9 protein-coding genes are annotated in these 14,844 nt (G+C 36.9%); 4 read left to right on the plus strand and 5 right to left on the minus strand.

The window, feature by feature from the left end; translation table 11 throughout:
- Positions 1 to 734: 734 nt before the first annotated feature.
- Positions 735 to 1,484: a hypothetical protein gene (locus ESZ48_RS16315; protein WP_129018570.1), complete on the minus strand. Its 750-nt coding sequence runs from the start codon at positions 1,482 to 1,484 to the stop codon at positions 735 to 737.
- Positions 1,485 to 2,468: 984 nt separating this feature from the next.
- Positions 2,469 to 2,666 carry a hypothetical protein gene (locus ESZ48_RS16320; RefSeq protein WP_129018571.1) on the minus strand — a complete coding sequence of 66 codons (198 nt, stop codon included), beginning with the start codon at positions 2,664 to 2,666 and terminating at the stop codon, positions 2,469 to 2,471.
- Positions 2,667 to 3,235: 569 nt separating this feature from the next.
- Between ESZ48_RS16320 and ESZ48_RS16325 the strand changes: the two genes are divergently transcribed.
- The 4 genes from ESZ48_RS16325 to ESZ48_RS16340 all read left to right on the plus strand — a co-directional run bounded on the left by ESZ48_RS16325 (position 3,236) and on the right by ESZ48_RS16340 (position 6,837).
- Positions 3,236 to 3,601 (plus strand): DUF7793 family protein, encoded by a 366-nt coding sequence (locus ESZ48_RS16325; RefSeq protein WP_129018572.1) that lies wholly within the window; start codon positions 3,236 to 3,238, stop codon positions 3,599 to 3,601.
- Positions 3,601 to 4,557: an AraC family transcriptional regulator gene (locus ESZ48_RS16330; RefSeq protein ID WP_129018573.1), complete on the plus strand. Its 957-nt coding sequence runs from the start codon at positions 3,601 to 3,603 to the stop codon at positions 4,555 to 4,557. The genes ESZ48_RS16325 and ESZ48_RS16330 overlap by 1 nt, the downstream gene beginning before the upstream one ends.
- Before the next feature lie 502 nt (positions 4,558 to 5,059).
- Positions 5,060 to 6,481 (plus strand): DoxX family protein, encoded by a 1,422-nt coding sequence (locus tag ESZ48_RS16335; protein WP_223266485.1) that lies wholly within the window; start codon positions 5,060 to 5,062, stop codon positions 6,479 to 6,481.
- A gap of 77 nt (positions 6,482 to 6,558) precedes the next feature.
- Positions 6,559 to 6,837: a hypothetical protein gene (locus ESZ48_RS16340; protein WP_129018575.1), complete on the plus strand. Its 279-nt coding sequence runs from the start codon at positions 6,559 to 6,561 to the stop codon at positions 6,835 to 6,837.
- Positions 6,838 to 6,895: 58 nt separating this feature from the next.
- On the opposite strand, the gene ESZ48_RS16345 is transcribed toward ESZ48_RS16340, so the two are convergent.
- The 3 genes from ESZ48_RS16345 to ESZ48_RS16355 are packed head-to-tail and all read right to left on the minus strand — an operon-like array spanning position 6,896 to position 14,529.
- Complete coding sequence (locus ESZ48_RS16345; protein WP_129018576.1) at positions 6,896 to 10,126, minus strand: amidohydrolase family protein; 3,231 nt, start codon at positions 10,124 to 10,126, stop codon at positions 6,896 to 6,898.
- 4 nt (positions 10,127 to 10,130) lie between these two features.
- Positions 10,131 to 11,507 (minus strand): RagB/SusD family nutrient uptake outer membrane protein, encoded by a 1,377-nt coding sequence (locus ESZ48_RS16350; protein WP_129018577.1) that lies wholly within the window; start codon positions 11,505 to 11,507, stop codon positions 10,131 to 10,133.
- A gap of 13 nt (positions 11,508 to 11,520) precedes the next feature.
- Entirely contained in the window at positions 11,521 to 14,529 is a 3,009-nt protein-coding gene (locus ESZ48_RS16355; RefSeq protein ID WP_129018578.1) for a SusC/RagA family TonB-linked outer membrane protein, read from the minus strand.
- Positions 14,530 to 14,844 lie beyond the last annotated feature (315 nt).

The raw sequence follows: 14,844 nt of genomic DNA on the forward strand, positions 1-14,844 counted from the left end.
TTTCAACTGTTCAAACTTCCCTTTCTTTACCTTCGTTTCACTCTGGTAAAATCATTCCTAGTTCTTGTTCAAACTCCATTTCAAACTCCCCTTTCTTTACCTTCGTTGCACTACGGTAAATTCATTCTCCAGTTCTTATTCAAACTCCATTTCAAACTCCCCTTTCTTTACATTCGTTGCACTACGGTAAATTCATTCCCCAGTTCTTATTCAAACTCCATTTCAAACTCCCCTTTCTTTACCTTCGTTGCACTACGGTAAATTCATTCCTCAGTTCTTATTCAAACTCCATTTCAAACTCCCCTTTCTTTACCTTCGTTGCACTACGGTAAATTCATTCCTCAGTTCTTATTCAAACTCCATTTCAAACTCCCCTTTCTTTACATTCGTTGCACTACGGTAAATTCATTCCCCAGTTCTTATTCAAACTCCATTTCAAACTCCCCTTTCTTTACCTTCGTTGCACTACGGTAAATTCATTCCTCAGTTCTTATTCAAACTCCCCGTCCAAACTGCGTTTGTCCACCCCTCTTCAACTGAAGAGGGGAGCTGGATTGTGAATATTCATGTTAATTTGTGATTTTATTACTAGCCTGTCTTTTTCAGTTAAATATAGGTTGTGGTGTAGTCATGCGTAGTTTTTTAGGAAATAGTTATTTTTTAAACAGATATAAAATAAGTCCAATAAAAAAGCGGACCTTTTTGGGGTCCGCTTAGTTTTGGTATTCCGGTTGTTATAATACTTCCAATAATTGGAGGGCATTATAAGCACCATTGTTCAATGGGTACTGGATACCGTTGACTTCTTGATAAAAAGCCACTTTTAGGAAGTAACATTGAGCTCCGGCTCCAGCAGGAACCGCGGGAGGTGTCAAAGTTACTGTTGCCGTGGTATTATCAATAGGCAGGTTTGTTATTGGACTTAACTGTAGGTCCTTATCGCCCGTTGTGAAGTCTAAATTCAGGAATCCTGAGATTAGACTTACGTGGGTGGCTCCTTGCGGAATATACAATCTTTGAGCAGGTGTAAAAGCGGCGATTACTATTTCGCCCGTTGCTGTGTCTAAATTGATATCCGACAATACTACAGCGCTCATGATGGCCCTGTTGTTGAAATTAAAGCCTTTTAAGGCCAATTGTCCTTGTGGGGTTGTAATTCCCACAGCCACATTACGTTCGCCGCGGGGACTGATGGCATCTTCGTTTTTGACCAATGTCATTACACGTGTCAGTCTTGAAGTTACCAAGCCATCCTTTGCGTCGACCATCAGATCCAAAATAGCACGTCTCAGCATTTTGCCACTGGTTGCCGCCAATCCAAATTCTGACCCATTTTCACGGGTTCTTGCGAATGCTGGATCTTTAGCCATACGTGATTTGCTTATGCCACCTTTGGTGCGTACTAAATACCCTTCTCTGCCCTTGTAAAAGGTAAGGTCGTCCAGAGTTCCTTCGACCTTGATTAAGCTTTTTAATTTTGCCATAATTCTTAAATTTGTGAGGACATTATCTACTTGTCCTCGGATTATACAATTTGTTTATTTTAGAACCAGTCCTGGGCGCGCAAAACATCGGCCGCTGTTTTTATATATCCAGGTTTGGATCTGATGCTAAATTATAGGGAATACTTAGTGGTGGTTTGTCGTTGTTGCCGCTTTGATGCTTTGTTTCTGAAATGGAATGGTTCTTCATTATTGCGCCATTTTTACTTTGATTTGCAGGTTTATTTTCCTTTATGAGCTTTCTGCCTGAATTTCCTTTTCTGCCGTTTATAACCATTTTTGCCGAAGTGCCTATGTCATGCTTTATCCATGGAGTATCTATGGAGTATCTATGGGGTAACTATTAGAGAGAGGTGAGAATTATTCATTAACGATTAACGATTGATGAATGTTGATTTTTGAATAACGAATAACGAATAATGTAGGTTTGAGGTGTGAGAGATGAGGATAGAAAAGAAAAAGAGAGTAAAGAAAAAAGAAGCCGAAACAAACAATAACGAGCTGTCATTGAGAAGCCTCTCCACCCAAGCGTCATTGCGAGGACGCAGGACGAAGCAATCTCATCAATGGGGAGCCGTCAACAAACAGATTACTAACACTTTATTATTTTTATAAATAGGTGTTCCCGTCATCGCTAAGGCTACCCGCCTACGCTTAACTGCGGACGGGCAGGCGTGAGTGCTTTGCATTGGCCGCGTCTTTCCTTTGACGCTCCTTGCACCGACGCTTGGGAGGTAGTCGCAAGAAAATGAGGTATTTGCTGTTTTAAGGTGTTGGAGGGAAAATACCAATAGCAGCATGGGAGTCTGTGTATTAGGCTTCCAACTATGAGGTTGCCGCGTCGTTCCTGCGTCACTCCTCGCAATGACGCTCGGGTGGCGTCGCTGCTTTGTTGCTCCCTGCTCTGGTAGGCAGGCTCGCAATGACGATCGGGGGGGTGTCGCTGGTTTGTCACTCACTGCTTCATTATGTTCTTCGGTTGAGCAATTCGCAGACCTGATCATAGGGTAACCCCAAATAATCGCATGCTTCGGCAATGGTGATCAATTGGTGCTTCTTTTTTTTGTGCAATAGCCGGATGTCGCGCAAAATATCTCTAGCATAACGTTCGCTCTTTCCCGTTATCCAACAAATATCCTTACTGTATATACAAATTCTTTGCATCAGAAGATTGTTTTTAAAGTGAAAAAGTTAAAGAAATCAATACATCCCATCGGCAATATTATGTATATGCCTTATTATGTAGGAAATGAGCGGTGATTATGGCTGGTCAGATCGTTATATTGATCTGTCTGTCTTTATTCACAAAAAGACACCTTTGGCCATATTTAATTTTGGCTATACCCCAATTCAGGGCGAATAGCACATGTTGTCGGAAGAGTAAGGATGGATGTGTTCATGGAAGCGATTTTAGGTTAAGTTTTTTAGAGATCTAAGGTATATATTTTGGGGTTTTAAGATCGGTTTTAAAGGTAAATATCTGACTGACTGTTTGTTGTTGTGATTTAATCCTTTTATTATGTAGTGGAAACTATAAAATAATATGCGATGTTCATAATTATGAGATATCATTTTTCCTTGTTAATCCTTTTGGGAATAGAAAATCTCCCTTAGAGCAAAAAATTAGCTTAAATTCTTGTAAATCTTTGATTAAAAAAGTGTTACGAGTTGTTTTTGCGTTAAACGGATTAGTTTTTTTCCTATGTTAGAGGCTCCAATCAATCTTCATACTTATGAAAGAGACTACTTACTCTAAAATTTGGATGGCAGATGGCATTCTTATTTTTGTATATAAACCACTTCCTGTCCTTGATTATAGCACGGCAAAAATTGTGGTAAATGAACGACTTCATTATCAGCAAGACGTTTCCTATCCGGTATTGTGCGATCTTCAAGGTATAAAGGATGCTGATAAATCGGCAAGGGATTATCTTGCGAATGAAGGTTCGTTTTTATTAAAAGCTGTAGCAATGGTTGACACAAGAGCGATTATGGAGGCGCTATTGCGTGTTTATATCCACCGAAGCAAACCGCTAATTCCGACGCAGTTGTTTGAAAATCAATATGAGGCTATGCATTTTCTAAAATCCTATCGCTGATGCAAAGTCCGTTCAATACACATCGACTACAGCAAATCCAACGGTTGCTCATGACATTGATTATGGGAGGGGGAAATTATCTAATAGAACGTTCAGAGGAAGATGACGATATTGAATTGGTGCTTATGATGGCCAACCTGTTGGTGGAGGAGCTGGCTGATACTTTGCGGTATGTGGGGTATTTGGATTCGCCGGAAGCCATCAAGGAATATGTAAACATGATATTTGTTCTGGATACCAGTTTTCAGGTGCGGTATGTCAACAACACCGTTCACACATTATTGGGACAGGAATCAGATGCATTACTTGGAGCTTCTTTTTCTGATTTGTTAACGGCAGACTCTTTGTCAAGCTGGCAATTGATTACGCGAGGCCTGCTTTATGAAGACCATTATCACGGGATACATGACCTTTCTTTTAAGGTTCCGGGGGCGTTAACCAAAAGGTGCACTTGTGCTTTTAGTACCGTTTTCATAAAGGAATGGTCTGTATCTTTTATTTTGGTGACCACCTTTGAGACTTCACTGAACAGATTGTTTATAGAAGATAGAATCAAGGCGCTATTAGCCTCCCGAGATTTGCGATCGCGTGTGAAATCAAATTCTCCCTTTAATCTTTCCAATGAAAAGGATGTTCGAATTATTCAGGGCGTCCGGGATCGTATTCTTCAAAACATTTCACAACCGCTTCCCGGATTACGGGTTTTGGCCCATGAATTTGGTACCAATGAGCACAAATTAAAAAATGGCTTTAAGCAATTGTACGGCACTTCTGTTTACCGTTTTTTAACCCAAGAGCGCTTAAAACGAGCTAATATGCTTCTGCAGAATACCAGCCTACCGGTGAAAGGAATTGCTCAAATGACTGGGTTTAAGAACATGTCCCATTTTTCGAAAGCATTTAAAAAGCAATATGGCGTCACACCGATGACTTTGAGGAAGATGAGGGAGGGGTGATTTGGGGTTTACGATTTTTGATTGAAGATTGAGGATTGAAGATTTTTGAATAGCGAATAGCAAAAAAACAAATAACGATTTACGATTTTTGATTGTTGATTGTAGATTGAGGATTTGAATAACGAATAACGAATAATGAATAATGAATAACGAATGACAAATGGATTTACGATTTGCGATTGTTGATTGTTGATTGTAGATTGAGGGTTTGAAGATTTTTGAATAGCGAATCATGAATTACCATTTGTCTCGATGGAGCCTGTCGACAGAAGAACGAGAGCGAGGATCGTGTCTTAAAAATCTTTGAGAGCCTTTGCCATTGTTGGTGTTTTCCACCAACAATTTCTAATTAGAGTGAGCCGCTTTATTGTATATATACTAAATGTTATATATAGTACTTATGAAAATCCCTTAGAGACTATCGGTTATCCTTTTGAAAACATTACAATTCACGAATTTTATTCCTACTTAAGATTCTGTTATGAGATTGAGATGGGACATATTGAAACACTATACTTTAGAGTTTGTCAGTTTACTGTTCATTTTATTATTTGTGTATGCTGCGGTAAGCAAATTGTTGGATTTGGGTATTTTCCAGTCGCAGATTGCCCAGTCGGCAATGTTGGCTCCTTATGCAAAAGCATTGGCTTGGCTTGTTCCTATTATAGAATTATTGCTGGCTGTATTGCTGTTTATTTCTTATACACGAGTCTGGGGGTTATTGGGCAGTGCTGTACTTATGTTCGGGTTTACTATTTATGTTTATTTGATTTGGTCCTATAGTCCTTCATTGCCGTGTTCTTGTGGCGGACTGTTGGAAGCAATGGACTGGGAAACGCATCTGTACTTTAATTTGGGATTTACCCTACTTGCTACTTGGGCGTGGTATTTAAAAAGTGGCAACAAGCGTAATGACACTTTATTACTGATAGGAGATTTTGGAATGCTTGCGTTGGTTTTGACACTTTTCTTTACCCAGCCCCAATCTCAGATTTTACAAGATGAAAGCTTTACTCGCACATATCAAAAAGGGGTTTTAGAAGAAATAGCCAGTCAAAAACTAGCTTTCAACTCTTATTACTTGGCTGGTGTAAACGATTCTCTAGTTTATTTGGGGAATAGCACTGGATTTACGCATGGATTGGTTTGGAATTATAAAACGGGCGATACAACGCACATTAGTGTACAACTACCTGATGCACCCGGCAGTTTTGTTTCCTCACCTAAATGGCAGGTTTATGGAGATTATTTCTTTATCGGTGAAGGTGTTGGCCCTAGTTTATATCGTGGCAAAACAAGCGATTGGATCGCTCAGAAATTTATGCCTGCAGTTCCCTATTATAGTGATATAGTAGCAATAGACACCACAGAATTTATCATCCGCGCTAGGCAGGCCAGTACCCAAAAGAACGTATTGGCTACTTATGTTAATAGAGAGCCTTACGTTCAAATACAAGATGTTTTAGACCAAGATTCAGGCAATCTTTTGCAGGCGGATGGCACTTTGGTTTGGGATGTAGCACAGGAACAAATAACCTATTTGTATTTCTATAAAAATCTAATTAACCATTGGAATAGAGATTTCAGCAATCCGCAAACTACTACGCTATTATATAACCTAACCATAAATATTCGTACACGTCAAGGCAGGGATGGAACATATTTACGGGAAACAACGTATAGCCCTTTTCATATTAAGTTAAGAATATGGAACAACAAGTATTACGTCTTATCCGATGTTATGGGAGCTAACGAAAGCTTGGACGTCTTTACTAAAAATTCAACCATAGATATTTATGACAACAATTATTTAGAAAGTATACGAATCCCAAATAAAAACAAAGAAAGAATTAGTGATTTTTATATCACTGACGAGCATATAATTGTCCATTACGTTACTCAAGTAGTGGTGTATGGACATTAGCGATTTTATCTGGCCAGATAACCCGAGGTTGCAGAGGGACTGCAAACCTCACAGTAAGCATCTAAAAAAACAAGAAGATGAAAACACAACTAATTTTAAAAACTGCCGTAGTGGCTATGGCGGCTTTTGGAGCTTTTGCGTTTGGTGGGACTAATAGACAACAAACACCACCATTCACAGAGGCTTATTATCTCGATAGCGAGAATGGATGTACTAATATTGAAGCTAGATGTTCTAAACTATCTTCTGGTGTAGTTTGTCAGATATTGGTAAATGGAAAAACCATGCCTGTATTTGATTTTGATTGCGAAATCAATCTCAAACACAATAATAGTTCACCAGTAGAATGGAAATAGTCTGTAAGCACTATTACTCAATTAGATAGGGAGCGAATTCTCGTTCCCTATCATTAGTCTATCTATTAATATCCCATCCCCATGGTTTTAATTTTCTTTCGAACGGATAGATTTGCCTCATTGTTTCGGCTTCAAAAATATTTCCATTTTGAATAGTATATAAAATATCTGTGGTATTAAATATTCTTTTTAGAGGATCTGAATTTAAGATAACCAGATCGGCAAGTTTATTGCTTTCTATTGTTCCTATTTCGTCTTGTAGATCGAGTTTTTCCGCGCCATTTATAGTAGCTATTTGTAAGGCCTCATAATTTGATATACCTTCTGCCATAAACCATATTTCCCAATGCATTCCGATACCTGGTAGTGGGTCACCATGGCCTCCAGCGGTTACCTTACCACCTGAATCTACTATATTACCCAGTGTTTTAATCGCTCTTAATTGCTCATAATCACCAATTTTCCTCCATTGATTAATAAATATTTGTTTATTTGGATCATTGTTTTCATAAATATTAGCATACTTATTGTCATACATAACGTCACCGTTAAAGTTTATAAGTTTGTTTCTTTCTTTACTAGTTATCTCTGTAAAAATGTCAGTAACCCCAGGACTAACTATATATGTTGGTGTATAATAAAAACCACTATGGCTAATTAGTTGTATTATATCTTTTTGCATTGGATAATTTCCAATCTCATGCTCTATTGCAGTATACCCTTGAGTAATTCGACTTATTGCTGTTGTAAAAATGTCTTGATGCGCTGTAATATTTATTCCAAATTCTTTACAAGCCTCTAATAATAGACTTCTAATTTTTTTATCTTCTATATTATAATCTTTAATTGGGCCTGAAACTCCAATTTTTTTATTGCTTTTAACAATTCTGCGAGCATCATTTATTGAGCTTATATTTTTGTAATGTTCTGACATCCTTCTAGAGGCACCTATATTTATATTTCCCGATGCAAAAATCCTCGGCCCTAAAAGTTTTCCTGTTTCCAACATTTGTGCCTGTTCTCTATAATTTAAAACTTTTTGAGATGGGTCATATACTGTAGTTATACCGTATGCGAGAGAACCTATATATTGTGCTTCTTGCTGATTTACAAATTCAGAAGGATAGAAATGTAAGTGACTATGTACATCAATAAGTCCTGGTATAATCGTTTTTCCTTCTAAGTTAAAAACTTTATAATTTTTTGGAATCATAATTTTATCTACATCTCCTACTTTTTCAATTCGATTGTCCTTTACTAAAATAGTTCCTTTCTTTATGATTTTATCTTCCTTATTCATGGTGATGATTCGAGCATTAGTAAGTGCATATTGAGCTTTGGGAATGTCTCTATACCTTTGTACTTTGATGTCCGTTATTTTCTCGGTCTTTCCTATACGCACATCATAGGTGTAAATCTCTTCGGCTGAACCCCACATTAATATATTTTCATCCTGCCAAGATAAATAACTAGGCGCAACCTCATAAACGGACTTTGCTGCTGGTAATAAAATATTAGTTATATACCCACCGTTATAATGATATTTCTTACGTGTAGATTCTGAATTTTCTGCAAATTCAAATTTCAACGAATAAGGAAATCTATCGACCCAAACTTGTTCATCAAAAATAAAGGCAATATAATTTGCATTTGGTGAAACCACTACTTCGTCTATATTAAAAGGAATTAATAGTTCTTTCACTACATCTTTTGTTTCTAAGTCAATTTCTATTAAAACAGGTAAATTTTTGTCACGATTCCTTGTTGTAATGTACAAACCCTTCCCATTTGGATAATATATAGGGATAGGATAAAATCGATTAGGAAAATTAGTTTTTGGGTAAACCTCAATAATATCATTACTAAAATAATTACCAATAACTCCAACTGTCTTTATAGATAACTGATACTCTATGCTATTAGATCCAGAGATTTGATTAGGAATCCCCATTTTAGCTTCGGTTTCATCGGCCACAAATACAATTTCTGAACCATCGGGTGACCATGCTGGATTAATATATCTACCTGGTGTTTGAGTTAATTGATATTCTTCTCCCGTTTTTATTTTTCTTGTGTATAAATGCCCCATTTCAGTATCGTTCCAAGTAGTATAAGCTAGATATTTCCCATCTGGCGATAAACTTGGAGATACTTCAAGCCTATCTTCATCTGGATACATCTCTTTAATATTTCCGGTGGTTTTTGCATAAGAATGTAATTTCCCAAAAGCTCCAAAATAGATGGTATCTAAGTCTGGCTGAGTAACTGGATTGCGCAAAACACTCGCGGTAATGATTGAATCCTTGATATATTGCGGTTTTCTACGTAAAGGTTTTTTAATTACCTTCCTTACCTCCAGTTCTATCGGAATCGGTTCATACTCTCCTGTTTCGATGTCCATCCGAACGATTTCACCTTCTTTGTCTAGAATAATAGTGGTACCATCTATAAAGTCAAAACTGTAATTTAAAGAGGTGGAAATTCCTAAAGTTTGTATCGTATTTAAAATGATTAAATTGTTCGTAGCTAGATTCCAATGTACTAAATCTTGCTTTGTATTATCTTGGGGATTCACTTTATAAAATAAAAGATTCCGTCCATTTTCAGAGCCCCTAACAGATTTTAAAAGAACTTTATCGGGAATTGATTCTATGAACAAATCGATATTTTTATCTACATCATACGCCCATAAATCACCATTCTTTTGGAAAAAAGCATAGTTGCATAATTTATCAACACTCATTGTTCTATTTACAGTATGCATTACAACCTTCTCCTCTTCTAACGCAGGACGTGTTATTTGACCTTTCCCTGTAGTAATATCAAAACTTTGTAAACCTTCTTTACTAGGAATTAATAAGTGTTTCTCATCTTTCCAGTAGGCATACATAGGGAGATGTCTTGACTCTGTAATAGGATAAACTCTCTTTATTTTTGATTCTAAATCTATAGTCCAAACCTGGAACACTCCTGTTTCATCACTGACATATGCTAATTTTTTTCCATCTGGAGAAAGTTTTCCCGCTCGTTTCCAATTATTATCTTGAAGCAATACCTCTGCTTTTCCTCCCTTTATTGGCACTTGGTAAATGTCTCCTAGTACATCAAAAATGATATTTTTGCCATCAGGAGTGACGTATAAATTCGGTAAGGTGAACCTATCTGTAGTAAACTCTATAAGTTTTTCATCATCAGCTAACTTCAAAGTAGTTTTATTTTGGGCACAGCCTTGGCTAGCTATGCCTAGCCAAATAGCTAGACATAGGTTCCAATAAATTAATTTGTTCATAGCTTTAGTAACCTGAGTTTTGAGTTAAGAAAGGATTTCTAAGTATATCCTGCTCTGGAATTGGAAGCAGTTTTGCATGTGGTTGCCAAGTCGGTTTCTTCTGTCCTAGCACTTCATCGGATTTCCCAAAGCGTCTAAGATCTAACCAGCGGTGTCCCCATTCGCTAAAGAGTTCTCTGCGTCTTTCATCCAAGACAGTTTGTTCGATATCCGTAACCTCTGTGATCATCCGATTGGCTAATCCTGCACGATTTCGGATGCTATTCAAATCATTCAAAGCTAGTTCTGGATTACCATTTTTAGCATAGCCCTCGGCACGGATTAAGTAAAGTTCTGCCAGACGGAGTACCATAGAATACTCTTCCGAACCTCCCTTAACTTTAAACTTATATTTATATGGATAGTAATAATCGTCATTGCCTTCAGTATAAATTGCTATCCAATTCTGGTAACGAAAATCATTTGCTTCCCATATTGATAGAAAATCTTTGGTTAAAGATTGAGATGATCGATTATTCAAAGCATTAGGATTGTTTTGTAGTATAAATAAATTTCCTTCATTAGCACCTGTATTTGGCATAACAGGAACTAATTGCCAGATGCTTTCTGAACTATTGGCTTTAAATACATCATCAAGCTCAGTCAAACTATATTTTCCAGAATCAATGACCTTGCTAGCATAATTAACAGCCTGAGTATACTCTTCGTTCCATAAGGCTAAACGAGCCAATAAAGTATGAGCAGCATATTTGGTCGGACGAATATGCTCGTTGTTACTGTACACATAATCTTCGGGAAGGTAAATTAAAGCCTCTTCCAAATCTTTTTGAATCTGTGTATGTGCCTCACTGGTAGACGCACAAGCTAAGTTCTGATTAATATGATAATCTGTAGTCAATACCAATGGTACCCCATCGTACAGATGCACCAAATAGTAATAGATAAAAGCTCTCAGAAACTTTGCTTCGCCTTTTATTCGATTTTTGGTAGCTTCGGATAAATCTACATTTTCTTTAATTCCTTCCAGCAAAACATTTGTATTATAAAGCTGTTTATAGGCAGAACTCCAGATATTATAATTAGTGCTGTTATCTGCACGGAGGCTGTTGGTATAAAAATCATATCTATCGTTGGTATTATTATAATCTATAGCATCATCTGCTAAAACATTCCCTAGAAAGGTAACACTTTGGATGTTCCCACTAGCAAAACCACTACTTTGTAATTCATGGTATATTCCTTCTAAAGCTGCAAGGGCAGTATTATCATTTTCAAATACCAATTCAGTATCTAATTCACTTGTATTGAAACCCACTTCTAAGAAGTCATCACACGAGGTTAATACTACTAAAAACACTAGGTAAAATAAAATTCGTTTCATAATATTATATTTTTTATAGGACTAGTTTTATTCCTAAATGAACACTAGTAAGAGTAGGTAAATTTAGTCCATCTGGACTTTGAGCATCATAGCCTTTATAAGGCGTAAGCGTAAATAAATTTTGTGCATTCAGATAAATCTGAGCTTGTTGTAACTTTAAATTGTGTAAGATATTGACTGGGAGTTGGTAGTGTAAAGACAAGGATTTCATACGTACAAAAGAAGCATCCACTATAATAGCATCACTCGCGATATAATCGTAATAATCAGCATCAAAATTTTGGGTGTAAGCAGGGTGTTTTCCTATTGGATTAGAAATATGCCAACGATCCAATATCTCAATCGGCATATTATGTGAACTCCCTGATGTACCAAAAAACACAAGTGGATCAGTCCCTTTTTGTTTTGTAAACTCCAAGAGAAAAGAAAAACTCCAGTTTTTATATTGAAATGTATTATTCCATCCACCATAAAACTTATTAGAGAGGTCGGTGATGACCTGTTGGTCTTCATAGTTTATTATTCCATCACTGTTTATATCTTGATATGTGTTTTTTCCGGTACCTGAATTGATACCTGTATAATGATAGTGTTTACGAATATTTAATGACTTACCTATTTCATAAATAGGCGCATAACTTGAACTTTCTAATCCAGGAAAATCTACCAATCTATTTTTAGGGATAGTTAAATTTAAATTAGAATTCCAAACGAAACTAGAAGTTTGAATAGGTGTGGTTTGCAATACAATTTCCCAACCTGTGTTTTCAACAGTTGCAGGGAAATTCCCTGGTACGCTATTAAAACCTGTAGTACTAGGTAAAGACATACCGATTAATTGATTATCGGAGCGATTCCTATACCAGCTCGTAGATAAAATCACTTTATCCTTCCATAAGCCCCAATCAAAGTTTAATTCCAACTTTGTGTTTTTCTCCCATTGATAATAAGGATTGTGCAAACGACTAGAAACAAGACCTCCACTACTCAAAGAGCCAGATTGTAAACGAATTTGAGAATATGTATTTCGATATTGGTAATCCCCTACATTATCACTGCCTGTGGTGCCATAGCTGCCTCTAAGTTTTCCATAACTTAACCAAGACATGGTTTCCTCTGCGAGGCTTTCTTTATAGAATTCCCATGCAACCGCAATAGCCCCAAAGTTTCCAAAACGATTATTTTCCCCAAATCTTGAAGAACCATCCCTGCGACCAGTTAAGTTCAAATAGTACTTGTCGGCATAAGAATATCCAATACGAGCAAATAAAGCTGCATAGTGATACTTTATTAGATTATGAGTAGATATATTTTTTTCTCTTGCTAGAGCTATATTACCTACTTGGGATTCAGAAAAATAATCCACACCTCTTAGATGTTTATTAGTGTTTTTGTTCTTTTGAAAAGTTGTACCTATTAAACTACTTATTTTATGTTTTTTAAAGTTTAAACTATACTTAACCAGAGGTTCAATTGATAAATTCCTTCTATTTACTAACCTTTGATTTGTTGTAGAACGTGAACTTGACATATACAATGGATTAGAGGATTTTTTATACAACAATTGCTTGTCATCATTCTCAGCATGATTGAATCCTAAATTAACACCGACATATAAGTCTTTAAATAAATTATAACGAATTTGTCCATTCCAATGAAAAGATAGAATTCTGTTAACATTGGGATTTACCAATCCAGTTATTGGATTATCAAATGTGGGATTTCCATGCTCATCTACTTCCCAGTTGACATTGCCTTTCTCGTCAAATAACGCTGGCGCATTTGGGGCTAAACGAATACCATTGTTTACAAAAATACCCGCATCAAACAAGTTGCTTTTTCGATACCCATAGTTAATCGAGGTGTTCAGTTGTAAACGTTTGTCTTGTGATCTATGGTTAATATTTGCTAAAAGATTATTATTGTGAAAACCAAAATCTCCAGGAAATACCGTTCCCTCTTTTTGAATACCTCCAGAGAGCAAAAAGGAAGTCTGATCACTTCCGCCACTTATGGTAGCTTGATATTTTTGGAATTCAGCCTTTCCGCCTATGAGTTCTTTTTGCCAGTCGGTATATCCGTTTTGACCCCATAACAACAAGTCAGGGGCATTGGCTGGTGTGGGAGTAACTTCATCGTTTTCAAAAGCTTCGCGACGCATTTCTAAATACTGTTGGGTATTCATAAGCTTCAAAAACTTCCCCACCCAAGATACTCCCGTTTCTGATTGTAACTCAAACTTGGTCTTGCCAGCTTGTCCTCTTTTCGTATTGATGATAATTACGCCATTTGCACCGCGAGAACCGTAAATAGCGGTAGCATCGGCATCTTTTAAAATTTCTATGCTTTCGATTAGCGATGGGTCTAAAGAAGCCAAAGGATCTACGCCAGTGCCTGAGTATAATTGAGTTAGAGAGATTATTTCAGAATTATCTATTTGAATTCCATCAATTATATAAAGTGGGGAATTGACTACTATCCCTCTTAAACTACTTTGTCCTCTTATAGTTACAATAGGGGCATGTCCACGCAATCCTGATCTTGCTTCAATTTCTATCCCCGTCACTCTGCCTTGTAAGGCTTCCATAGGGGAGTGGATCACTTGCTGTTGGAGTTGGTCAGTGCCTATTTTAGTGACATTACCTGTTTTGGTGCGCTCGGCAAGAGCATAATAACCTCCCGTAATCTCTACAGCTGCCAATTGCTCAATATCTTCTTTTAAAAGGACATCTATGTTAGGCTGGTTGATGAGCTTTATTTCTACTGTTTTATATCCTAAATGCGAAAACACCAGTACATCACCAGAATTTGCTTGTATGGCATAATAGCCTTTTTCATCGGAAAGTGTTCCCGTGGTTGTGCCTTTTATAAGGACGCTTGCTCCGGGTAAAGCTCCTGAGACATCAGATATAATCCCCGTAATGGATTGTTGTTGAAAAGCAAAAATAGGCAGGCACAAAAGCTGTATGATTAAAAGACAGCAAAACCTGCTATTACTTTTGAAGAGTAGAATATTCTTCATAAATTTGATTAGTTTTAAAATGAAACATTAGTTTTGTATTCTTGAGTCCTCTATGAAGTTTGCCGACGAGATAGAGGGCTTTTTTAATGCTATACCAAATGGCATGGCATTAAGGTTTTGTGCGTTGTTATTTTGTCATAGGCAATTTGTGTTTATTAGGGAAGATGGGCTAGTGCTTAATAACCAAATCTAACCGTGGCAATAGCCCTTTCCCATAGACTAAAATTAATTGTTTGTTACTAAAACTTAGGGGTGTAGATTTAGATTATTTAAATATTAATTTCTTCATATTATTAATAATGTTTACGCTCTTTT

The sequence above is a fragment of the Gelidibacter gilvus genome (assembly GCF_004115975.1).
Classification (GTDB): Bacteria; Bacteroidota; Bacteroidia; order Flavobacteriales; family Flavobacteriaceae; genus Gelidibacter; species Gelidibacter gilvus.